The 22,744-nt window shown below is 68.7% G+C and carries 21 protein-coding genes; 9 read left to right on the top strand and 12 right to left on the bottom strand.

Annotated features, from left to right (window positions below):
• Positions 1-327 precede the first annotated feature (327 nt).
• The 3 genes from OVA30_RS11750 to OVA30_RS11760 form a co-directional block, all read right to left on the bottom strand.
• A complete protein-coding gene (locus OVA30_RS11750) occupies positions 328-2,223 on the bottom strand; it encodes a tetratricopeptide repeat protein (protein ID WP_012254420.1) in 1,896 nt (631 codons plus the stop codon).
• A 132-nt stretch (positions 2,224-2,355) separates the two neighbouring features.
• The gene (locus tag OVA30_RS11755; RefSeq protein ID WP_012254421.1) at positions 2,356-2,661 is read right to left on the bottom strand and encodes a hypothetical protein; all 306 of its coding nucleotides are present in this window, start codon (positions 2,659-2,661) and stop codon (positions 2,356-2,358) included.
• Positions 2,662-2,732: 71 nt separating this feature from the next.
• The gene (locus OVA30_RS11760; protein WP_003597985.1) at positions 2,733-2,945 is read right to left on the bottom strand and encodes a hypothetical protein; all 213 of its coding nucleotides are present in this window, start codon (positions 2,943-2,945) and stop codon (positions 2,733-2,735) included.
• Between the two features lie 406 nt (positions 2,946-3,351).
• Here OVA30_RS11760 and OVA30_RS11765 point away from each other — a divergent pair, with 406 nt between their 5' ends.
• The gene (locus tag OVA30_RS11765) at positions 3,352-3,591 is read left to right on the top strand and encodes a hypothetical protein (protein WP_012254422.1); all 240 of its coding nucleotides are present in this window, start codon (positions 3,352-3,354) and stop codon (positions 3,589-3,591) included.
• A 146-nt stretch (positions 3,592-3,737) separates the two neighbouring features.
• Positions 3,738-4,061 (top strand): hypothetical protein, encoded by a 324-nt coding sequence (locus OVA30_RS11770; RefSeq protein WP_003597981.1) that lies wholly within the window; start codon positions 3,738-3,740, stop codon positions 4,059-4,061.
• A 50-nt stretch (positions 4,062-4,111) separates the two neighbouring features.
• Here OVA30_RS11770 and OVA30_RS11775 read toward each other — a convergent pair whose 3' ends face one another.
• On the bottom strand, positions 4,112-5,446 hold the full coding sequence (locus tag OVA30_RS11775) for an LLM class flavin-dependent oxidoreductase (protein ID WP_268175532.1): 1,335 nt from the start codon (positions 5,444-5,446) through the stop codon (positions 4,112-4,114).
• Between the two features lie 165 nt (positions 5,447-5,611).
• Here OVA30_RS11775 and OVA30_RS11780 point away from each other — a divergent pair, with 165 nt between their 5' ends.
• Together OVA30_RS11780 and OVA30_RS11785 are read left to right on the top strand one after the other, a co-directional pair.
• Complete coding sequence (locus tag OVA30_RS11780) at positions 5,612-6,580, top strand: SPFH domain-containing protein (RefSeq protein WP_268175533.1); 969 nt, start codon at positions 5,612-5,614, stop codon at positions 6,578-6,580.
• Between the two features lie 211 nt (positions 6,581-6,791).
• Complete coding sequence (locus OVA30_RS11785) at positions 6,792-8,462, top strand: cyclic peptide export ABC transporter (RefSeq protein ID WP_268175534.1); 1,671 nt, start codon at positions 6,792-6,794, stop codon at positions 8,460-8,462.
• A 93-nt stretch (positions 8,463-8,555) separates the two neighbouring features.
• On the opposite strand, the gene parE is transcribed toward OVA30_RS11785, so the two are convergent.
• Entirely contained in the window at positions 8,556-10,613 is a 2,058-nt protein-coding gene (gene parE / locus OVA30_RS11790; RefSeq protein WP_268175535.1) for a DNA topoisomerase IV subunit B, read from the bottom strand.
• A 353-nt stretch (positions 10,614-10,966) separates the two neighbouring features.
• On the opposite strand from parE, the gene OVA30_RS11795 reads away from it, so the two are divergent.
• Positions 10,967-11,158: a hypothetical protein gene (locus OVA30_RS11795; protein ID WP_003597973.1), complete on the top strand. Its 192-nt coding sequence runs from the start codon at positions 10,967-10,969 to the stop codon at positions 11,156-11,158.
• Positions 11,159-11,195: 37 nt separating this feature from the next.
• Here OVA30_RS11795 and OVA30_RS11800 read toward each other — a convergent pair whose 3' ends face one another.
• The 4 genes from OVA30_RS11800 to OVA30_RS11815 form a co-directional block, all read right to left on the bottom strand.
• Positions 11,196-12,236, bottom strand: a complete 1,041-nt coding sequence (locus OVA30_RS11800; RefSeq protein WP_268175536.1) for a threonine aldolase family protein — start codon at positions 12,234-12,236, stop codon at positions 11,196-11,198.
• A 141-nt stretch (positions 12,237-12,377) separates the two neighbouring features.
• Positions 12,378-14,144: an ABC transporter ATP-binding protein gene (locus OVA30_RS11805; protein WP_003597969.1), complete on the bottom strand. Its 1,767-nt coding sequence runs from the start codon at positions 14,142-14,144 to the stop codon at positions 12,378-12,380.
• Between the two features lie 205 nt (positions 14,145-14,349).
• The gene (locus tag OVA30_RS11810) at positions 14,350-15,705 is read right to left on the bottom strand and encodes an MFS transporter (protein WP_268175537.1); all 1,356 of its coding nucleotides are present in this window, start codon (positions 15,703-15,705) and stop codon (positions 14,350-14,352) included.
• Positions 15,702-16,388: a PRC-barrel domain-containing protein gene (locus OVA30_RS11815; protein WP_268175538.1), complete on the bottom strand. Its 687-nt coding sequence runs from the start codon at positions 16,386-16,388 to the stop codon at positions 15,702-15,704. Before OVA30_RS11815 ends, OVA30_RS11810 begins: the two co-directional genes overlap by 4 nt.
• A gap of 300 nt (positions 16,389-16,688) precedes the next feature.
• Between OVA30_RS11815 and OVA30_RS11820 the strand changes: the two genes are divergently transcribed.
• A complete protein-coding gene (locus tag OVA30_RS11820) occupies positions 16,689-17,063 on the top strand; it encodes a hypothetical protein (protein WP_003597964.1) in 375 nt (124 codons plus the stop codon).
• A gap of 35 nt (positions 17,064-17,098) precedes the next feature.
• Here OVA30_RS11820 and OVA30_RS11825 read toward each other — a convergent pair whose 3' ends face one another.
• Positions 17,099-17,539 carry a PRC-barrel domain-containing protein gene (locus OVA30_RS11825; protein WP_238506719.1) on the bottom strand — a complete coding sequence of 147 codons (441 nt, stop codon included), beginning with the start codon at positions 17,537-17,539 and terminating at the stop codon, positions 17,099-17,101.
• Positions 17,540-17,858: 319 nt separating this feature from the next.
• On the opposite strand from OVA30_RS11825, the gene OVA30_RS11830 reads away from it, so the two are divergent.
• Positions 17,859-18,191: an SWIB/MDM2 domain-containing protein gene (locus OVA30_RS11830; RefSeq protein WP_003597961.1), complete on the top strand. Its 333-nt coding sequence runs from the start codon at positions 17,859-17,861 to the stop codon at positions 18,189-18,191.
• Between the two features lie 89 nt (positions 18,192-18,280).
• Here the strand turns inward: OVA30_RS11830 and OVA30_RS11835 are convergent, their stop codons facing one another.
• Positions 18,281-19,072 carry an SDR family NAD(P)-dependent oxidoreductase gene (locus tag OVA30_RS11835; protein ID WP_268175539.1) on the bottom strand — a complete coding sequence of 264 codons (792 nt, stop codon included), beginning with the start codon at positions 19,070-19,072 and terminating at the stop codon, positions 18,281-18,283.
• 82 nt (positions 19,073-19,154) lie between these two features.
• Positions 19,155-20,534: an MFS transporter gene (locus tag OVA30_RS11840; protein ID WP_268175540.1), complete on the bottom strand. Its 1,380-nt coding sequence runs from the start codon at positions 20,532-20,534 to the stop codon at positions 19,155-19,157.
• Positions 20,535-20,762: 228 nt separating this feature from the next.
• Here OVA30_RS11840 and OVA30_RS11845 point away from each other — a divergent pair, with 228 nt between their 5' ends.
• Both OVA30_RS11845 and OVA30_RS11850 read left to right on the top strand, forming a co-directional pair.
• The gene (locus tag OVA30_RS11845) at positions 20,763-21,794 is read left to right on the top strand and encodes an alpha/beta fold hydrolase (protein WP_012254433.1); all 1,032 of its coding nucleotides are present in this window, start codon (positions 20,763-20,765) and stop codon (positions 21,792-21,794) included.
• A gap of 81 nt (positions 21,795-21,875) precedes the next feature.
• Complete coding sequence (locus OVA30_RS11850) at positions 21,876-22,742, top strand: NAD(P)-dependent oxidoreductase (RefSeq protein WP_003597953.1); 867 nt, start codon at positions 21,876-21,878, stop codon at positions 22,740-22,742.
• Positions 22,743-22,744: the final 2 nt, after the last annotated feature.

Consider the following 22,744-nt stretch of genomic DNA (forward strand, 5'->3'; position numbering starts at 1 on the left):
AGTCGGCGATGCCGACATTTGCAGCAGAACCCGGCCACCGGTTCGGGCAGAGGCCCGTCTTGGGGCAACCATCCGAGCGGTGACGGCCGAGCCTCGCGAACAGACGATGCATCACGAAAGGCCCGCCCGACGTCCCGGACGACGCATGGACATCATGGGGGCGAAGCGCGTCAGTCGATTCGCTCTTGCGCCATCACAAACGCGAACGCGCCGAACGAAGCGGCGCTCAGGATGAGCGGCGCCGAGCCTCGCCATGGCCGTCAGCGGCCGCGCCACGCGGCGGATTCGAGCGCGACATCGTGCAGGGGAGGAGGGACGCGTCGCCCCTTACTTCCCCGGCTTCTTGTCCGCGGCGCCCGGCGGCTCGCTCGGGGCGGGGGCGCCCTTCGGCAATTCCGGGTTCTCCGCGTTGTGCGGCGCCGCCACCGGGGCAGGCACGGTCTGCGCCGGGTCCTGCGCGGGCGGGTTCTCGGCGGTGGCGGTCGGCTTGTCCGGCTCGGGCAGGCCGTCCTTCAGCTTGGCGTTGATCTTGGCGAGTTCCTCAGGCTCGGGGTTCAGGTCCTTGGCGTGTTGCCACTGGAACTTGCCCTCAAGCCGCCGGCCGGTGCGCCAATAGGCATCGCCGAGGTGGTCGTTGATGGTCGGGTCACCCGGCTTCAGTTCGACCGCCTTCTCCAACTCGCGCACCGCGTCGTCCCAGCGACCCAGGCGGAAATAGGCCCAGCCGAGGCTGTCGATGATCATGCCGTCGCGGGGAGAGAGATCGACGGCCTGCTTCAGCATGGTGAAGCTGTCGTCGATGTTCATGTTCCGATCGACCCAGGAATAGGCGAGGTAGTTGAGAACCTGCGCCTTGGCGTTCGGCTGGGTTGGCGGAACGAGGTTCAGCGCCTTCTTGAGGTCGGCCTCGGCCTTCTGCCACTCGCCGGCCCGCTCGTAAGCGGTGCCGCGGAAGTAGAACAGCGTCCAGTTGTTCGCCTCGCGGCCGGGCTCGATCAGGTTGATCGCGCGGGTATAGGTCTCGGTCGCCTCGGTGAACTTTTTGCGCGCGCGCTGCACGTTGCCGAGCGCCGAGATGACGTCGACGTTGTCGGGGTTCGCCTTGAGGACCGTGTCGAGGTGCTGGAGCGCCTCGTCACCCCGGCCCAACTGCTCGAGGTTGAGACCGATCTGGATGTCGGCGTTGAGCTTGAGCGGCGAGGAAGCCGGGATCTGCGCATAGGCCTCGTTCGAGCGCTCGACCTGCTTCATGCGGTCCAGGGCGTCGGCGAGCGTCAGCCGTCCCACGGCGTGGTCGGGGGCGAGGTAGAGCGCGAGCCGCAGATAGACCACCGCCGGAAGCTCGTCGCCCTGCGTCGAGCCGGCCGAACCGAGCCCGTACAGCACTTCCGCCGCGCCCTCCTGAGCGGAGGCGATCAGGGGGCTGAGCGGCTTGCCGGCCTTGAGCTTGTCGAGCGCGTCCACCACGAGGGGGTGGCGCGGCATCACCTTCTCGAACTCGCTGTAGGCGTCGATGGCGAGATCGGTGCGGCCGATGCCGGCCTCGAAACGGGCATAGCCGTCGACGATGCGCAGAGTGTTGTGGTCGGCGTCGTAGGCCGCCTTCAGTTTGCGCTCGGCCTCCGCCCGGTCACCGATGACCGAGGCGATCAACCCGGCATGGTAGTCGCGGAAGACGTTGAAGTAGCGCTCGCCGCGCAGGCGGTTCAGGGTCTCGTAGGCGCGCTTGCCGTCACCCGCGCCGGCATAGGCCCACGCCGTCAGCAGCGTCCCGGTGAGGTCGGCGGCCGCACCCCGGCCGCTGCGGCCGAAGCTCTGGCGGGCAGGGCCGTACTGGCCGGCCTTGAGTTGGCGCACGCCGAGGGCGAGCTGAGCGAGGCCGTTCGAGCTTTCGCGGGTGGCGAGCCGCTCGGCAGCGCGGAAGGCGTCGGTCATCGCGCCGTCGGCCAGCAGCGACACGAAGGCGCGCTCCAGAAGCTCGGCGTTGCGCGGGTCGCCCTTCACCGCCTCGCGGTAGTAGCTCGCGGCGGCGGCCGTGTCCTTCGAGGCACCGGCGATATAGGCGGAGAGGAAGTTGCCCTCGAGCGATTCCGCCGGCTCGTACTCGGAGAGCGGTGAGGATTCCCGCGGCTGCATGGCCGCCGCCGGCAGAGAGCCGAGACCGGTCGAAGCAAGCAGCAGGGTGAGCGCGGTGGCGCTCCGGCGGGCGGCGTATCCGAACATGGGCACCAGTCACGGCTCCTTCGCGGGCCCGACGGACGGAGCTTCCTCCGGCCGGTCCCGGTTTGGCGGGGGACACTGTACTCTTCCCGCCATGTCCGCAAGGCGAAAGGATGGCGCGGGGGAGGGCGCCGTTCAGGTGCCGTCGGTGCCGTCGCCGAGCTCGGCGCGGGCATCCTCCACGAGCTGCGCGAGGCCGGCATCGACCTCTTCGCCGAGGAGCGCCCGCTCCGCCGCCGTCAGGTCCTTGGCCCAGGCGCCGCTGCCGAAACCCTCGCGGCATCGCACGCGCTCGGCCTCGATGAAGGCTTGGGTTTCCTCGGGCCGCTCGCGCATCGCGTGCATGAAACCGAACCATGCGGTGCGCTCGACCACCGCGAGGCGGGCCCGCAGGCCCACCGCGACGGCGCGCTCCGGATCGACCGTTTCATCCTCTGTCATCGGTGCCTCCCAAAGCCTTGCCCCACAGGGTCGTTGCCGTCCTTCGGAAGAAGCCGGCGCGACACAGAAACCTATCGCGGCTTCCGCTGTTCGCAGCGCGTCTTCACGTAGGTGTCGGCGCCCGAGCCATGGCCCGCGCTTGCGGCCAGAACCGGACCCTGGATCAGGCATTCCTGAAGGGTGTGGGCCGGACCGATGATCACGTCCAGAGCGGTTTCCCGCGAGCAATCGGGCATCTGAACGCTGGACGCACAGATCAAGGCGACGACGAGGATGGAATTCATGGGGCCGGCCTCCCTGCCGGGGATGTTCTTCGCGTGGTCGGAACGCGCGACGCTCCGGCGGACCCTTTAGGCGGACCTTTGAGACCGGCGGGCCAGCGTCGAACGCGCGGCCCGCTGGTCGAAACCGGAGAAGACCTCGAAAAGCTGCGCCGAGCCGATGCGTCACAGCAGCCCGGTCGGGTTCGGCCGGACGGGATGTCCGCGCTCCGATCCGGCCGGCGGCCCGTCCCAAGTCATTCCGGCCAATACGCCGCGATCGGTCGCGCGGCTGCGGGCCTCTGCCAAGCCGTTGATCGCGAACGTGTTTCCCGCGCCGTAAAAAGGCTGCCCCAAAAAAGTCGCAAGAGGGGCCTGTCTTCACGTGGATCGAACAAGTCGTAACCGGCGTCGTAACAGGGAGGCGGCAATGTCTTTCGATATCGTTTTGACGCAATCCGCGCAGGAAATCGCTGAGAGAAGTGGTGTTCTTCCCGCTCTCGAAGAACGGACGCGGGGCGAAATCGCAGAACTACCCGGCGAAGGGCTCGAAGAACTCGAGCGCCGCCTGTTCCATGCTTTCGCGCTCGACGATGGAACGGAGGTGATCTGTTCGCTGACGGCCGACGGCGCCGTGCGGATCGATGCCTGCGAGGCCGAGGCGGCGTGAGCCTTCTCGCGGAACCGTGAAGGCCAGGCCCGGATTGCTCCTCCCGCTTGGAGTGCCGCACGAAACGCATGCCACCGGCCGTCTTGCGACGGTCCGCGGCGAACGGATCGCGCGCGGCACATCCCCACATTTGTCGAGGAGGAGACATGTCCCAGGAGACCGTCAGCGTCGAAGCCGACTTCACGAGCCGTGAAGCGGCCCACGCCGCCAAGGACCGCCTCGTGCGGGCGGGGTTCGCCCGCAACAGCATCGATATCGACCGTGAGGGCGACACCTACATCGTCCATCTGCCGACGCGGGAGGCGAACCGGCAGCGGGCCGCGCGCATCCTGCGGGGCCGCGCCGTGATCGAGAGCGCCAAGAGCACCGGCTGGGCCGCCGCCGACACGCTCGGCAGCAACCGCCTGCTCACCCTCGGCCTCGCGGCGCTCGTAGGCTTCGCGATCTACGGGATGACGAACCGGCGCTGACCTGCGCTGAAAGACTCCCCGCGGGACCGTCGATGGGTTCGGCGGGGAGCCTATCGCGTCTCGAAGAAGCGGTTGCCCGGCCGCTCCAAGCCGAGATGGTCGCGCAGGGTCGTGCCCTCGTACTCCGTCCGGAACAGGCCGCGCCGCTGGAGTTCGGGCACGACGCCGGCGCAGAAATCGTCGAGCCCTTCCGGCACGAAGGGGAACATCACGTTGAAGCCGTCGCAGGCTTCCCCCTCCAGCCATTCCCCCATCCGGTCGGCGATCTGCTCCGGCGTGCCGATAAAGCTGAGCCCGCCATAGCCGCCGACGCGGCGGGCGAGGTCGCGCACCGTCGCCCCCGTGCGGCGGGCATAGTCGACGATCTGCGCCTGCCCGCTCTTGCTGGCATTCGATTCCGGGATTTCGGGGAGCGGCGCGTCGAGGTCGAAGCCGCTGGCATCGGTGCCGAGACGAACCGAGAGGTTGGCGAGCCCGCTCTCGACCGGCACCAGCGCATCGAGCCGCGCCTTCTTCGCCTTCGCCTCCGCCTCCGTGCCGCCGACCACGACGAAGGCACCGGGCAGGATCTTGAGGGCGTCGCGGGACCGGCCGGCCGCCGCCATCCGCCCCTTCACGTCGGCGTAGAACGTTTGGCCCGCCTCCAGCGACGAGGCCGAGCCGAACACCATTTCGGCGGTCTCCGCCGCGATCTGGCGCCCGGCCTCGGAGGCGCCGGCCTGCACGATCACCGGCCAGCCCTGCACCGGCCGCGCGACGTTGAGCGGCCCCTTCACCTTCAGGAATTCGCCCTGATGGTTCAGCGTGCGGAGTTTTTCGGGGTCGAAGAACAGTCCCTGCTCGACATCGCGGATGAAGGCGTCGTCGGCCCAGGAATCCCACAGCCCGGTGACGACCTCGAAAAACTCGCGGGCGCGGGCGTAGCGGGTGGCGTGGTCGAGATGCGCGTCGCGGCCGAAGTTCAGCGCCTCGTCCGGGTTGCCGGAGGTGACGAGGTTCCAGCCGGCGCGCCCCTTCGAGATATGATCGAGCGAGGCGAACTTGCGGGCGACATGGTAGGGCTCGTTATAGGTGGTGGAGGCGGTGGCGATCAGGCCGATCCGCTCCGTCACCATGGCCAGCGCCGGCAGCAGCGTCAGCGGGTCGAACGAGGTGACGGTGGCCGAGCGCTTCAGCGCCTCCATCGGCATGTTCATCACCGCCAGATGGTCGGCCATGAAGAAGGCGTCGAACTTGGCGGCCTCCAGGGTGCGGGCGAAGCGCACGAGGTGGTCGAGGTTGAAGTTCGCGTCCGGAAAGCCGCCGGGATAGCGCCACCACGCGGTGTGGATGCCGATCGGGCGCATGAACGCGCCGAGATGGAGTTGTTTTCGAGGTTCGCTCAACGGGGTCCTCCGTCCGCATCAACCTTTCGGTGCCGCCGATATGGTGCGCCACCTCAGGCCGGCATCATTGCTTGTGAGCACCGGCCGTGAGGAGGCCACCGCCCTAGGATTGCACGCACCGCCTCCGTAAGGTTGGGGTCGCACGGCGATACGAGGGAAGCGAGCATGGCTGGAGCGAGCGTCACGCAGGATGTGCCCTATCGCGCTCTGAACGGCTGGCTGGCACTCTTCATCGCCATCCCCTGCCTCGTGCTGGCGGCCCTGACCTTCCTCAGCAGCGGCGCGCTGGTGCTCGTCCGCGGCAGCGTCGGCCCCACCTCCCTGTTGGTCCCGGTGGTGGAGTTCGTCGCCGGGATCGTGCTGCTGGCCGGGCTCATCACCCTCAAGCCGCGGCAGGCCGCGGTGCTGACTCTGTTCGGGCGCTATCACGGCACCATCGCCCGCGACGGCTTCTGGTGGCGCAACCCGCTGACCGCGGTGGCCAAGGTCTCGCTCGCGACCGAGGCGCAGGAGACCAAGATCATCACGGTCAACGACCTGATGGGCAACCCGATCACCATCGCGGCCGCCGCGATCTGGCGGGTACAGGATGCCGCGCGCGCCACCTTCGACGTCGGCAGCTACCACGACTTCGTCTCGCTCCAGGCGGAAGCGGCCCTGCGCAACATCGCCTCGACCCGGCCCTACGACCACGAGGAGGCGGAAAACGTCGGCGACGAGGCGGGCGACGCCAAGCGCCGGCTCGCGGAGAAGGCCACCCGCGTCGCCTCGCTCCGGGCCGACCGCGACGCCATCCATGCCGACCTGATCGCCGAACTGGGCCAGCGCGTCGCGGTGGCGGGCGTGGTGGTGGAGGATGTGCGGATCACCCATCTTGCCTACGCGCCGGAAATCGCGGGCGCGATGCTCAAGCGCCAGCAGGCCGGCGCCATCATCGCGGCCCGCCGCCAGATCGTGGAGGGCGCGGTCGCCATCGTGCGCGACACGATCCGCCGCCTGGAACAGCCGGAGGACGGCCATGCCGGCATCCTCTTCGACGATCAGGGCCGCGCCAGCATGGCCCAGAACATGCTCATCATGATCGTGGGCGATCGCGAGGCGACGCCGGTGGTAAGCGTGGGGACGAAGCCGTAGGCCGCCGCAGAGCGATCCGGCGCTTTTAGACTGAGCGCATCGGCGAATCGGGCCTGCTCTTCAAATATCTCCGAAGTGAGAATTTGTAAAACCCATGCGCGCGAGGGGTGAGCCGCGCCGGATCGGCATTTCACCTTCACCAGACCTGTCGTTAGTGCAGACGCCCCGGTCGCCGTAGCGGGCGGCGACCTTGCTTGGAGGAATCGGCAGGATGGGGCAGGACGGCGCAATCCTTCGTCATTTCCGGCACGACGCGATCCGGCTGCTCCGGCCGGTCTGGCCGCTGGTGAGCGTGGCCACAGCGCTCGGGGCGGTCGGCGGCCTTGCCACCGCCGCGGCTCTGGCCAAGATCAACGAGGCCTTCTACGGCGAGGGCGCGCTCGCCGACGGCGTGTTGCTGGCGTTTGCCGGGTTCGCCGCCTTGAGCGTTCTCGGCACGTTTGCGGCCAGTTTCGGCAACAGCTACGCGGGCGGGCGCATCCAGGCGGCGCTCAGCCGCGACCTCACCGATAAGATCCTGACCGCCCCGATCGAACGGATCGAGCGCCTCGGCAAGCACAAGCTGCTCGCCTCGCTCCAGGGCGACGTCACCACCATCTTCACGGCCATCGCGTTCCTCTCGCCGATGGTGGTCGCGGGCGGGACGCTCATCGGCTGCGCGGCCTACATGATCCTCCTGTCACCCTCCCTCTCGGCGGTGACGGCGGTGGTCCTGATCCTCGAGAGCCTCGGCGCGAACGCCCTGCGCCGGAACATGCTCCGGTCCTTCGAGGAGGTCCGCAAGAACCGCGAGGCGACCCAGAAGCACTACCTCACCCTGACCGAGGCGGCGAAGGAGCTCCGCATCGGCCGCGAACGCCGGCTCCACCTCCGCGACGTCGCCCTCAGTACCTGCATCGAGCAGGGGCGCCATCTGATGACGCGGATCGCCGTCATCCAGCAATCGCTGTCGATGCTGAGCCAATCGACCAACTTCCTGCTGTTCGCCGGTCTCATCGCCTACAAGGTCCTGGCCGGCATCAGCGGCGCCGAACTTTCCGGCTTCGTGCTCGTGCTGCTCTACATCCAGGCGCCGATCGGCCAGCTCATCCACTTCGTGCCCATGATTGGGCAGGCCCAAGTGGCCTACCGGCGCATCGCCGAGTTTTCGGAAGAGGGAACGGAGGCGGAAGCCGGCCTTCTCGCAGCCGTGCCGTCGGAGGCGGGCCGCCGCATCCGCGAGATCACCCTGCGCGGCGTCAGCCACGGCTTCCCGGCGGCCGGCGACAAGGCCCCCTTCACGCTCGGCCCGCTCGACCTGACGATCCGGGCGGGCGAGATCCTGTTCATCGTCGGCGAGAACGGCTCGGGCAAAACGACGCTGATCAAGCTGCTGCTCGGTCTGTACCCGCCGCAAACGGGAGAGATCCTGCTCGACGGCGTGCCGGTGACGGCGCAGACGCGCGACGCCTACCGCCAGCACTTCTCGGCGATCTTCTTCGACTACCACCTGTTCGACGAACTGATCCCCGCCGATGGCGCCGACTCCGAGGCCGCCCGGCCCCTGCTGGAACGGCTCGATCTGGCCCACAAGGTCGGCATCAGCGAGGGACGCTTCTCCACCACCGACCTCTCGACCGGCCAGCGCAAGCGCCTCGCCCTGGTCCAGGCCGCCCTCGAAGGACGCCCGGTCCTCGTGCTGGACGAGTGGGCAGCGGAACAGGATCCGACCTTCCGGCGCCGCTTCTACGAGGCGCTTCTGCCGGACCTGCGAAGCGGTGGCCGAACCCTCATCGTTATCAGCCACGACGATCGCTACTTCGACGCCGCCGACCGGGTGCTGCATTTGGCGGAAGGGCGGATCGTGGAGATCACGGAGAGAGCGATGGCCGAGCCGGCCTGACGGATCGCTGCGGCGCGAGCATCAGCGACACGACTCGGCACGACGGCGATTCATTGCCCCAGACGGCTTCCGTCGAGGGAAAAGCGGAGCGGATCAGATATCCAGCTCCGTCCCATCCGCGAACGATGCCCGCTCGGTGATGAAGGCGAAGCGCGCCTCGGGCTTGTTGCCCATCAGGCGCTCGACCGTATCACCCGTCGATTCCCGCGCCTCGTCGAGGATCGCGACGCGCAGCAGCGTGCGCTTCTTCGGGTCCATCGTCGTCTCCTTCAACTGCGCCGGCATCATCTCGCCGAGGCCCTTGAAGCGGCCGATCTCGACCTTGCCGTTCTTGAACACGGTCTTGATGATCCGCTCCTTGTCCGCATCGTCGCGGGCATAGGCCGATTTCGCGCCCTGGCTGATCCGGTAGAGCGGCGGGATCGCGAGGTAGAGATGCCCCTTGTCGATGAGCTTGGGCATCTGCCGGTAGAAGAAGGTGATGAGGAGCGAGGCGATGTGGGCGCCGTCCACATCCGCGTCGGTCATGATGATGACCCGGTCGTAGCGAAGGTCCGCCTCGCGGAAGTTCGCGCCGGTGCCGCAGCCGAGCGCCAGCGTCAGATCCGAGATGAGCTGGTTGGCGCCGAGCTTGTCGCGGCTCGCCGAGGCCACGTTCAGGATCTTTCCCCGCAACGGCAGCACCGCCTGTGTGGCGCGGTCGCGGGCCTGCTTGGCGGAGCCGCCGGCCGAGTCGCCCTCGACGATGAAGATCTCGGAGCCCACCGTGCCGGCGGCCGAGCAATCGGCGAGCTTGCCGGGCAGGCGCAGCTTGCGGGTGGCGCTCTTGCGGGCGACCTCCTTTTCCTGGCGGCGGCGCAGGCGCTCCTCCGCCCGGTCGATCACCCAGTCGAGCAGCTTGTTGGCCTGGGCGGGCGAGGCCGCGAGCCAGTGGTCGAAGGCATCGCGAATCGCCGTCTCGACGATGCGGGAGGCCTCCACCGTCGCGAGCTTGTCCTTGGTCTGGCCCTGGAATTCCGGCTCGCGGATGAAGACCGAGAGCATCGAGGCGCAGGTCGCCATCACGTCGTCGGTGGTCACCGCCGTCATGCGCTTGGCTTGGTTCACGCGCTCGGCATGCTCGCGGAGCGCCCGCAGCAGGGCGACGCGCAGGCCCGCCTCGTGGGTGCCGCCCTCCGGCGTCGGAATCGTGTTGCAGTACGAGTGCGAGACGCCGTCATCGGCCACCGTCCAGGCGACCGCCCATTCGAGCGAGCCGTGCGAGCCGGGCTTGGTGATCTTCCCCGAGAAGATGGAATCGAGGACGAGCTCCTTCCCCTCTATGTCGCGGGCGAGATAGTCCGAGAGCCCGCCGGGGAAGCGGTGCACGGCTTCGGCCGGCACATCCTCCAGCCCTTCGAGCAGGGCCGGGGCGCAGCGCCAGCGGATCTCGACGCCGCCGAACAGGTAGGCCTTGGAACGGGCCATCTTGAACAGGCGACGCGGGTCGAACCGCAGCGAGCCGAAGATCTGCGCGTCGGGATGGAAGCGCACCCGCGTGCCGCGCCGGTTCTGCACCCGCCCGATCGTCTCCAGGCTTCCCTGCGCATGACCGCGGGAAAAGCACTGCCGGTAGAGGGTCTGATTGCGCGCGACCTCGACCTCGAGCACGTCCGAGAGCGCGTTGACGACGGAGATGCCGACGCCGTGCAGGCCGCCGGAGGTCTCGTAGACCTTCGAGTCGAACTTACCGCCCGCGTGCAGCGTGGTCATGATGACCTCGAGCGCGGATTTGCCCGGAAATTTCGGATGCGGATCGACCGGGATGCCGCGGCCGTTATCGGTGACGACGAGAGAGCCCGATTCTTCCAGCTCCACCTCGATGAAGCTCGCGTGGCCCGCGACCGCTTCGTCCATGGAGTTGTCGATCACCTCGGCGAAGAGGTGGTGCAGCGCCCGCTCGTCGGTGCCGCCGATATACATGCCCGGCCGGCGCCGCACCGGCTCCAGCCCCTCCAGCACCTCGATCGTCGAGGCGTCATAACCCGCCTCCGCCGTTTCTGGCGCGGGCGCCGGAGACGGTGCCACGGGGGTGAGGCGGCGGCGGCGCTCGGCCTCCGCGGGGGGAGGCTTGGCACCAGGCCCGAACAGGTCGCGTGCCGGATCGCTCACGCGACGGCTCCTCGAATCGGGTCGGAGACGGGCTGCATGGCTCTTCATACCCTCACTGTAGCGGAACAAACAGGAAACAAAAAGTCTCCTGTCCGCTTCCGCCGGTCGCAGTACCACGACGGCCGGCCGCGTTCGAAGCCCGACGATCCTGCCAAGCCCGGCGCGTTGTCATCACAGTGATGCGGGCGGATGGTTAAGACGGCCTCACGAAGCCTGTGGTGGGCGGCAATCCTGCGGCTGAAACAAGGCAGCGGAACGTTAAGGCGGCGCGGCCCAGGATGGCGATGGGAACAGAAGATGGTTTCCGGACGTTAACTCAGCACGGTCAGCTTGACCGTAAGGGAGCCACGCCGATGACCCCCGCTGCCGCTCAAGCGCGTCACCTCTCCCTCATGCGCCTGGAACAGGCCGCGGGCCAGGCCTTCGGCTATGCCGACGAGCCCGAGCCGACCGCGTCCCGTTCCGCGATGCTGCTCTCGTCATCGGGTTTCGCCATCGCCACCGTGGCGACGGCTCTGGCAGCCACCATCACCTATCTCGTCTGATCCTGCCGCGAACGAAGCCGCGGTCACGCCGCCGCGGTCACGCCGCCGCGGGCAGGGCGCAGAGGCGGATGTCCTGCGCCAGCGCATCAACCCGCGCCGGCTCTGAATCCCAGGCGAACATGAAGCGGGACGCCCCGCCGATGAAGCCGTAGAACTGCCAGCCGCGGGCGCGCAGCCCCTCTTGGACCGGTGCCGGCAAGTTCAGGAACACGCCGTTGGCCTCTACCGGTGCCGCGAGCGAGATGCCCGGTACGTCGGCGATCCCCCGTACCAGCCGTCGGGCACATTCATTGGCGTGGCGGGCGTTGTCGAGCCACGCCCCGTTCTCCAGCATGCCGACCCAGGGCGCCGAGAGGTAGCGCATCTTCGAGGCGAGCTGGCCCGCCTGCTTGCAGCGATAGTCGAAATCCTCCGCGAGTTTTCGGTCGAAGAAGATCACCGCCTCGCCCACCGCCATGCCGTTCTTGGTGCCGCCGAAGCAGAGCACGTCGACGCCGGCCTTCCAGGTCAGCTCGGCCGGGAACGCGTCGAGCGAGGCGCAGGCATTGGCAAAGCGCGCGCCGTCCATGTGCAGGCGCAGGCCCGATGCGCGGCAAACGGCCGAGATGGCCGCGATCTCGTCAAGGCTGTAGACCCGCCCCGTCTCCGTCGCCTGGGTCAGCGTCACCGCCCGCGGTTTCGGGAAGTGGATGTCGCTGCGCTTGCCGGCGATCGTCCGCACGATCTCGGGCGTGAGCTTCCCGTCATCGGTCGCGGCGGTCAGCAGCTTCGAGCCGTTGGAGAAGAATTCCGGCGCGCCGCATTCGTCGGTCTCGATATGCGCCGAATCCGCACAGATCACGCTGTGATAGGATTGGCAGAGCGAAGCCAGCGCCAGCGAGTTGGCGGCGGTGCCGTTGAAGACGAAGAACACCTCGCAATCGGTCTCGAACAACCGCCGGAAGCCGTCGGCCGCGGCCTGCGTCCAGGTATCGGCGCCGTAGGCGGGGGCGTGGCCGGCATTGGCCGCCTGCATCGCGGTGAGGGCCTCCGGGCAGATCCCGGCATAGTTGTCGCTGGCGAATTGCTGTTCGGCCACGGCACGCTCCCGCTTCGTATCGGCGTCAAAAAGAAGGCCGGGCGGTGAGGGACCCGCCCGGCCTCATGACACCCATGTCGATCCAAGGGCCGATTTTTGCACCCCTCCCAGCCGATGGGCAGAGATGCAGCCGCTCGAATGTCAGGCCGCGGCGAGCGACATCGACATCGATTCCTTCTTCATCAACTCGCGGTAGAAGCCGTCGAGATGGGTCAGCTTCTCCGGCGAGCCGTCCTGCACGATGCGCCCGCCCTCCAGTACGACGATCCGGTCGAAGTCCTTCAGCGTCGAGAGGCGGTGCGCGATGGCGATCACCGTGCGGCCCTTCATCAGGTTGGCGAGCGCGGCGCGGATCGCCTCCTCGGACTCGGCATCGAGCGCCGAGGTCGCCTCGTCGAGCAGCAGGATCGGCGAATCCTTTAGGATGGCGCGGGCGATGGCGATGCGCTGGCGCTGGCCGCCGGAGAGCTTCACGCCGCGGTCGCCGACAATGGTGTCGAAGCCTTCCGGCAGCGACTGGATGAAGTCGGTGCAGTGGGCCGCTTCCGCCGCCTTCCAGACCTCCTCGTCGGTCGCGTCGGGCCGGCCGTAGCGAATGTTCTCGCGTAGAGAGCGATGGAACATCGACACGTCCTGCGGCACCACCGTGATCGCCTCGCGCAAGCTATCCTGCGTGACGCGGTTGATGTCCTGTCCGTTGATGAGGATGCGCCCGCCCTGCACCTCGTAGAAGCGCTGAATCAGCGAGAACAGGGTCGACTTGCCGCCGCCCGACTTGCCGACCAGCCCCACCGTCTGACCGGCCGGAATCAGCAGGTCGAAATCGGAGAAGACGGTGCGCCCGTCGGGATAGCTGAAGGCGACGTGGTCGAAATGCATCTCGGCGCCGGTCTGGCCGATGAGCTTCTCCGCTTCCGGATGATCGACCAGTTCGTGCGGCTGCAGCAGCGTGTGCAGCGCCTCCGACAGGCGGGCGGTGTGCTGGGTCGCATCCACCAGCGCGACGGCGAGGTCGCGGGTAGCGGCGAGGATGCGGATGCCCAGCGTGCAGACGAGGACGACCTGACCGGTGGTGGCCTGACCGGCTTCCCACATCTTGATCGACCAGTAGAGCAAGCCGAGGATCGAGATCACGGTGAGGATGGCGTGGGTGATGCGCAGCTTCTCGAGATAGAGGAGCGAGGAGCGGCGCGCCCGCATCTCGGAGCCGATGGTGCCGTCGAAGCGCACGAATTCGCGGTTGAACGCGGAGAAGGCGCGCACCAGCGGCATGTTGCCGACGAGATCGACCATCTCGCCATCGACGCTCGCGGCCTTGGCGGCGAAGTCGTGGTGCAGCGGCTTGCCGGCGGAGGCCATCTTGAACATCAGCAGCACGACCGCGGCGAAGATGCCCGCGAGCACGAGCGCCATCGTGAGGTTCACGGTGCCGATGTAAATGATCGAGAGCACGGCCGCGACGCAGGGCGGCATCACGTTGAACGTGAACATGTTCTCGACGGTGAAGATCGCGTTCGACGTCGCGGTGATGCGCGAGGCCAACGTACCGGGCTGGCGGTCCGCGAAGAAGGACGGGGCGTGGCCCGTCATGTGGCGGAAGAGATCCCGGCGGATGTCGCCGGTCACGCCGACGAAGGTGAAGGCCCCGACCAGAGCCGCGACGCGCCAGAGCAGGTTGTCGGCGGCGATGAAGCCGATCAGCACCGCCAAGGCCGTCCAGACCTGCCCTGCGCTCGGCCCCTTGCCGAGGGCATCGACCACGCCCTTGAGCGCGTAGTCGGTCGAGACCGAGAAGGACACCGCACCGAGCACGGAGAAGAGAATCACGAGATGCGGGACGATCCGGCGCCTGAGATAGCGCCCGACAAAGGCCCCCGGTCTGTTGGCGTATTGGCAGAGATCTTCCATCGCGATCGTCAGTCCCGATTCGATCAGACCCGCTGGGCGCCGATTGTGGCTGGAGGGCGCACAGGGCACCCGTTAACCGCAACGCGAAGCGTCGCCTTATGTTTCAAGCGCGCGGGGCTTTCCGCCGGATAGCTCGGCGAAGATGAACCGCGCTTAAGCGGATGTGCGGCGCAAAAACGATTCCAACCCCGTCGGCCGGCGCAGGTCAAGACGGGTCATGCGCCTCATCCCCGTTCCTGCGCCGGGTCTCCGGCATGATCAGGAGGACGAGGGCGAGGCCAGCGGCGCCGACGATGGCGAGCCCCAGGAACGCGGTTCGGCTGCCGAGTTCGTCGGCCATGAAGCCGGCGAGCGCCGTGGAGAGGGCAGCGCCGATGCCCATGCCGGTCCCGACCGCCCCGAGTGCGGTGTTGAACCGGCCGGTGCCGCGAGTGACGTCGGAGACGATCAGCGGGACCATGACCCCGAGGACGGAGGCCGAGATGCCGTCGAAGACCTGAATCGCCACCATCCAGTAGGGGTCGCTGACGAAAGCGAAGAGCAGGCCACGGACAGGTAGGGCCGCGAAACCGATCACGAGGAGCGGTTTTCGTCCCCAGCGTTCGGCGAGGCGGCCGACGAAGGGGGCGGTGAGTGCGAGCACCGCCTGCGGGACCATGATGCAGGCGGCCACCAGAGCCGTGGCCGTCTCGCTGGCGCGCAGGGTCATGACGCTGCCGACCAAAGGCAGCATCGCGGCATTGGCCAGGAAGAACAGCACCATGCAGGCGGCAAAGCACAGAAGCGCCCGGTTCTTCAGGAGCGCCGAGACGCCGCCGGCCTCCCGTGGCTCCGGTTCCTGAGCGGCGGGCCGGGGCCTGCCGGCGTCCACGGCGCGTCCCGACGGGATGAACGACAGGGCCATCAGGGCCGGGATCACCAACACGCCCGCGAGATAGAACACCGCGTTGTTCGAGAGATAATAGCCGATCGCGCCCATGCCGGCGGCGCCGAGCGCGTTGCCCACCGCCGAGAAGCTGGCATTGCGCCCCAGCCGCTCGCCGGCCCGGGCATGGCCAACGAGGCCGATGGAGATCGCGGCGATGGCCGGCGTCAGCACGCAGCTCGCCGCCGAGTGGATCGCCATGGCGAGCATCACGACGAGATAGGTCGGAAGTGCAGCCAGCATCACGGCGCTCGCGCCGACCCACAACGCCGAGAAACCGGCGGCGAAGCGCTTCGAGCGGGAGGCATCGACGAAGGCGCCGCCCGGCATCTGCCCGAGCAGGCTGACGAGGCTGCCCACGGTGAGCGCGAGGCCGATATCCGACTGCGTCCACTTCTGCTGGGTGAAGTAGACGGCGAGGAAGGGCCCGAACCCAGTCTGCAGGTTGGCGATGAAGAACGTGAACGCGTCGAGGCCGTAGGTCGCCCGGCGCGACGGATCGGCGGGACCGGGCGTGCTCGGTCGGCCCGCGCGCCGCACCGGACGGGGGCCGCCGCGCTCGCGCAGGTCGGTGCGATGGCTGTCGCGCTCGCGCGCTGGATAGGCGCGCCGTTCCGTCACCGGGCTTGCCGTCATTTGTCCGGCGTCTTCTCCGGTGGCCGGTCCGGGGCCTTGTCGGACGGGGCGGCAGACTTCTCGGCGGCGGCGGAGGCATCGCCTTCCGGCGGGACGGTCGCACCGGTGTTCGCAGCACCTGGGCTGGAGGCACTCGGGCTGGGGGGGGCACCTGGGCTGGCGGCCCCGAGCACGACGATCGGGTCGCCGGACTTGTATTCGGGCGAGACGCGGACCTGATTGCGGTTGAGCTGGAGCGTGAGGCGTCCGACCTTGCCCTCGGTGGTGAACTTCAGGACGCGCCAATCCACCGCGATTTTGCGGGAGCCGACGCCGAGAAAGCCGCCGAAATCGATCACCGCGGCACGGGGACGTCCGTCGCGGTCGATGATGACGTCGATGATCCGGCCGAGATCGTCGCCGTTCATCGCGCGCACGCTCTTACCGAGCAGGCTCTCGTAATCCTGGGTATCGAGCACCACCGCCGGGGTGCCGCCCTCCTGGGACGGCGTCACGGCACCGTTCGCGGGTGCAGCCGGCGCCGTCGCTGCGGCCGGAGGCGGAGCGGACACGGCGGGAGGCGAAGCGGTCACAACGGGAGGCGAAGCGCCGCCGGGGGCACCCGACGAGCCGTCCGCGGCCATGGCCGCCGTAGCGAGGAGGGCGATCGCCGGTGTCACGATCGGCCGGATCAGTCTGAGCACCCCTACTACCTCTCGACAGTCGAAAAAGATGAGCGAGCCGGCCTCTGCGGGCCGGCGCTCCCCGGACATCATGGGGCGGGCGGACGCATCGTCCATGCCCGGCAACCACGGCGAAGTTGTGGATGGGCCGGAAACGCCGCTCCAACCGTCGCGCCGGAACCGGGTGGACACGGGCGACGGCCGTCTGGTTTTCGCCCAAACCCTGCCTTAGACGGATGCAGGAAATCTTAACGTTCCCGACCCTTGGCCGTCCCCCGGCCGAGCCGTGGCCGGGAACGGCCGGTACGAGGACAAGACTGCATGTTCGACCCGTCGAGACTCTGCGCCGCGGCGCTTCTTGCGGCCAGCCTTGGCGGCTGCCAGGCGCTCGGTGGCGGTGGTGGCGTAATGCCGGAAACCGATCTCGGCCCGCCGCCCTCCGCCCGTGGCACGCTGCCCGGCCGCCCCCTGCGCAGCGCCCAGACCGACGATGACGGCCGTCCGCTCGCCGCCGCCCCGACCCGCGCCCTGGAGCTGCCGAAGAACTTCCGCGGCGACACCCGCACCGCCGATGACGGCCCGCGCCGCATCCGCCGGGAGGAGATCGACGGCGAGACGACGTCGCGGTCCAGCTCCGGCGGTCTCGCCCCCCAGATGGGCGCGGGCGGCAGTGTCGGCCTCGGCGGCAAATTCTGAGCCGCACCTGACCTTGGATTACAGGCGCCGCCGCCTCAGGCGGTCGGCGCCTTGCGGCCGCCCCAGTGATCGTTGAGGCGCCCGCCGAAACCGGGATCGTCGAACGGATTTTCGCCGGGCCCCTGGGTCGGCGCGCCTTCGAGATCGGCAGGGTCGATATCGACCACGTATCCGCCGAGTTCGACCGAGTAGGTCAGCGCGTTCCAGGGCAGGGGGTGGTGGTTCTCGCCAAAGCCGAGGAAGCCACCGAAGGACAGCACGGCGTAGGCGACCTGTCCCGACACCTTGTCGACCATGAAATTGTAAACGCTGCCGAGGTGGCGCCCGGTGCTGTCATAGACCGGGGTACCCTCGACCTTGTCGGAAGCGATCAACCGGGGCGTCTCGTCGGTCGCGACCCCCTCGCCGGAGGCAGGGTCCAGTTCAAGCGTTCCCGGCTTACGATAGGCCCGCTCTTCGGGCAGATCCGTCGGCATCCACGTCTCCAGCATATCCCTGACAGGCCCGCGACAGGCCCGTGATCCGGGTGTCTTGGTTGAATGCGAGGCGGCAAGCCCGGTTCCCGCCCCGACCGGGACAGGCCGCGGATCACCGGAGCAGCCCCGGTCAGCGCGAAAAAATCCCTCAGGCAGTGGATTGAGCTGCGGAAAGGTCCGCTGATCTGTGGATGGACACGGTGGCGGCGCTGTTCTCCACTTGGAACGGGCGCGGCACCGCTTAGTTGTTGCTCCTCAGTGCCCCGATGCCGCTCGGCCTCGTGTCACGAATCGCCGGTCCGCAGGACGGAGGGAAACCATGGCTACCAAGACGACGGAGAAGAAGGCGGCTGCGCCCAAGAGTGCCCCGAAGAAGGAGACCGCCACGAAGGCCGCCTCCGGCACCAAGCCCAACGCGCTTCAGCAGCCCCTGAAGCCGTCTCCCGAACTCGCCGCCATCGTCGGCGACAATCCCCTGCCGCGCGGCGAAGTCGTCAGCAAGGTGTGGGAGCACATCAAGAAGCACAATCTCCAGAACCCGGAGAACAAGCGCGAGATTCTCGCCGACGACAAGCTGAAGAAGATCTTCGGCAAGGACAAGTGCTCGATGTTCGAGATGAACAAGCACCTCGCCGCGCACCTCAAGTCCTGATTTGAAGGAACCGTTCGCGGGCCGTCCCTCGGAGTACGGTGCCGGTCCAGCCGGCCCCGTACGTCCGGTGGGCTCGGGAGCGGTGAGCCTCAGATGATGCCGCGCAGCACGCCGCCATCGACCCGCAGGGCCGCCCCCGTGGTGGCGCTCGCAGCGGGCGTGCAGAGATAGGCGACCATGTTGGCCACTTCCTCCGGCTGCGCGAGGCGCTTCAGGAGCGAGGTCGGCCGGTTCTCGGCGATGAAGGCGCGGCCCTTGGCCTCCAGATCGCCTTCGCCCCCGCCCATCGATTCGAGAAAATCCGCGACACCCTCGGTCATGGTCGGGCCGGGGAGCACGCTGTTGACGGTGACGCCGCTGCCCCCCACCGTCTCGGCGAGACCGCGGGAGACGGCGAGCTGCGCCGTCTTCGTCACGCCGTAATGGACCATCTCGGGCGGGATGTTGACGCCCGACTCGCTGGCGATGAAGACGATCCGTCCCCAGCCGCGCTCGACCATGCCGGGACCGTAGGCGCGGGAGAGGCGGATGCCGCTCATCACGTTCATCTCGAAGAAGCGGCGCCACTCGGCATCGGCGATCTCGAAGAACGGCTTCGGCTCGAAGATCCCCGCGTTGTTGATCAGGATGTCGACCCGCGGCAGGGCGGCGAGGAGTTCGGCCGCCCCCTCCTCGGTGCCGACATCGCCGATGCCGGCGATGAACTCGGCCCCCGGCACCTCGCCGCGCAGGCGCGCGATGGCCGCCTCCACCCGCTCACCGGTGCGGCCGTTGACGGCGACGTAGGCGCCGAGCCGGGCGAGTTCGCGGGCCACCGCGTAGCCGATGCCGCCGGTGGAACCGGTGACGAGGGCACTGCGCCCCTTCAAGTCGATATCCATCATCCGCCTCCGTTGGCCGCGGCCATCCCTGTCCCGGCGTCAACGCACGAGCCGGGCCATGGTGTTGAGCGAAGATGCGCGGTCAGGGTCCCGTCCGCCGCAGGCCGCTCGCCAGGGCACCCGCCAGCGCCAGGGCGACGGCGCACCAGAGCGTGACGGCGAAGGCGCCCGCTGGACCACCGGGGACGAGGCCGAACAACATGGCGACCCAAGCCGCACCGAGGGACTGGCCGACGAGCCGGGCGCTTGCCTGCATGCCGCTGGCGCCACCGCTGCGCTCCCGCGGCGCGCTGGTGATGATGACCTTGTTGTTGGGCGACTGGAACAGCCCGAAACCAATCCCCGACAGGGTCAGCCGCCAGACGATGTCGAAGGTCGCCGGCGCCTCCGGCAGGAGGGCCAGCGCCGCCATGCCGAAGGCGAGCAGGACGAGGCCGAGGCTGCCGAGCAAGCCCGGCGGGACGCGGTCGGCGAGCCGGCCGGCAAAGGGCGACATCGCCGCGATGGCGAGCGGCCACGGCGTCATCAGGAAGCCGGTTCGGGTCTCCGAGAAGCCGAGGGCGTCGTGGAAGTAGAAGGGCAGGGCGACGTAGGCGATCATCTGCGCCGCGAAGGAGCAGATCGAGGCCACCATCGACAGGGCGAAGGCCGGAATCCGCAGGAGGTCGAGCGGCAGCAGCGGCGCCGCGAGCCGGATTTGGGTCCGTACGAAGACGATGCCGACCCCGACCGAGGCGCCGATCGCGGCCACGGCGAGCCCGCGCGTGTCGGGATCCGCGAACGCGTCGAGACCGACGATCAGCAGCCCGACGGTGAGGGCGTTGAGGCTTGCGCTCCGCAGGTCGAAGCGCCGGGCGGAGCGGGGCGTTCGCGGCAACGTGCGCGCGCCCACCGCCAGCGCCACCAGCCCGACGGGCAAGTTGACGAGGAACAGCCAGGGCCAGGCGGCGACCGAGAGGATCGCGGCGGCGACCGTCGGACCGGCGGCCGACGCCACCGCCACGATGAGCGCGACGTTGCCGACGCCGCGCCCGATCAGCCGGCTCGGATAGATGAAGCGCACCAGAGCGATGTTGACGCTCATGATCCCGGCCGCACCCAGCCCTTGGGCGACTCGCGCAGCGGTGAGGCTTGCCAGGTTCGGCGAGACCGCGCAGGCGAGCGAGGCGACGGTGAAGACGGCAAGCCCCGCGAGATAGACCCGGCGGTAGCCCCAGATCTCCCCCAGCGTGGCGAGCGGCAGCAGGGCGGCGGTGACCGCGATCTGGTAGGCGCTGACGACGAAGATCGCCTCGGAAGCCGGCACGTCGAGGTCGCGGGCGATCACCGGCAGGGCGACGTTGACGATCGCTCCGTCGAGCACCGCCATGGAGATGGCGAGCGCCATGGCGCAGAGCGCCAGGAGCCGCTCGCGCAGCGGCAGCCCGTCGCCGCTCCGGTCTCCGGCCTTTTGAGCCGTCACCGTCCATCTTCCGGTGCTTGCAGGCGAGCGATCCGCCCTATCTGTCTCTCACCGGAGGCCGCGCCACGCGTTGTCGGCGCGCCGCCGGGGCAGAGCCCGCGCCGTTCGCGCAACGCCCCCGGAGCCCGCGCCGGGGAGGATGCGCAGGCGTCTTGTATCTGCATCGTCTGTTTTCGAAAGCCGGCCACCACCTTTCGGGACGATGCTCGAGCCGGAGACGAAGTGTCCATGCGTGCCCACCCGATTTTCGCGCCGATCCTCGCGCCTTGCCTCGCGCTTTGTCTCGCGCTCGCGCCGGTGCTGGCGCCCGCCGCCCATGCCGAGGAGCCGTCGCCGCTCGGCATCGGCCTCGAAGGCTTCGCCTATCCGTTTCCGGTGCGGTTCCTGCCGCTGAGCCGCGACGGCGAAGCGCAGCGCCTCGCCTACATGGATGTGCCGGCCGCCGACAACGCCAACGGACGCACGGTGCTGCTGCTGCACGGACGCAATTTCCCGTCGAGCTACTGGGAGCCGGTGATCCGCACCCTGTCGAACGCGGGCTACCGCGTCGTGGTCCCCGATCAGCTCGGCTTCGGCAAGTCCTCGAAACCGATCGGCTCCTACACCTTCGACCGGATGGCCGCCGACACCCTGGCGCTCGCCGACAGCCTCAAGATCCAGCGGTTCGACATCGTCGCGCATTCCATGGGCGGCATGCTCGCGGTGCGGATGGCCCGCAACTATCCGCAGCGGGTCAACAGCCTCGTGCTGGAAGCGCCGATCGGGCTGGAAGATTACCGCTTCACCGTCCCGCCGGTCTCCGACGAGGCCCTGATCGCCCGCGAGGCGGACCTGACGGCGGACGCCTACCGCAAGCAGCTGATGACGAGCTACGCGCTGTCGATCCCCGCCTCGGCGATCGAGCCGTTCGTGTCGATCCGCGAGCGGGTGAAGGGTTCGGGCGAATATCCGCGCTGGCTCAAGTCGTTCGTGAACTCCTACCAGATGATCTGGGGCCAGCCGATCGTCCACGAGATCCCGCTCGTGAAGGCGCCGACCCTGTTCATCATGGGCGCGAACGACCACAACGCCCCCGGCAAGGGTTTTGCGCCGACGGAGATGCGCTCCAGCATGGGCGACAACACGGGCCATGCCCGCGCGCTCGCCGGCCGGATGCCGAACGGCAAGGCCGAGGTCCTCAACAATGTCGGCCACCTCGTCCACATGGAGGCGACCGAGATGTTCAACACGCTGACGCTGGAATTCCTCAACACGCACTGATCGCTCGACCGTTCGCGACCCATCGCCGGCCGGGGCGTTGCACCCGGACGGCGACGTGACAGCAAATCCGGAGTTTCAAACATGGATGTCGGTTTCATCGGGCTCGGCCGCATGGGCCGGGTCATGGCGGCGCGGCTCGTCGCGGCGGGCCACCGGGTGCGGGTGTGGAACCGGTCGCCGGAGGCGGCGAGGGCGATCGAGGGCGCCGAGCCCGTGGCCAACGCCGCGGAGGCCTTCGCGGGCGACGCCGCGATCACCATGCTCGCCGACGACGTGGCCCTGCGCGCCGTCACCATCGAGGGCGGGCTGCTCGATTCCGGGCAGCGGCCCGGCGTCCATGTCGGCATGTCCACGATCTCGGTAGCGCTCGCCAGGGAACTGGCGGCGGTCCACGGCCGCGCGGGCGTGCCTTACGTCTCCGCGCCGGTCTTCGGCCGGCCGGACGCGGCGGAAAAGGGGGCGCTGAACATCATCGCCGCGGGTGACGACGCGGCGATCGCGCGGGTGCAGCCGTTGTTCGACGCCATGGGCAGCAAGACCTGGCGCTTCGGCGCGGAGCCGGAGAAGGCCAACGCCGTCAAGCTCGCGGGCAACTTCATGCTGGTCTCGGCCATCGAGGCGATGGGCGAGGCGGCCGCCTTCGCAGAGGGGCACGGCATCGCCGGGGCCGACGTGCTGGAGATGCTCACCAGCACGCTCTTCGCCTCGCCGGTTTACAAGAATTACGGCGCGATGATCATGGAAGGCCGCTACGAGCCGCCGGGCTTCACCATGCGGCTCGGCCTCAAGGATGTCCGCCTCGCTCTGGCCGCGGGCGAGGCGGTCAACGTGCCGATGCCGTTCGCCAGCGTGCTGCGCGACAACCTCCTCGACGCCATCGCCCACGGCGACGGCGACAAGGATTTTGCCGGGCTCGCCACGGTGGCCGCCCGGCGCAGCGGGCGGTAAGC

This window comes from Methylorubrum sp. SL192 (assembly GCF_026672325.1).
In the GTDB taxonomy this organism is placed as follows: Bacteria; Pseudomonadota; Alphaproteobacteria; order Rhizobiales; family Beijerinckiaceae; genus Methylobacterium; species Methylobacterium extorquens.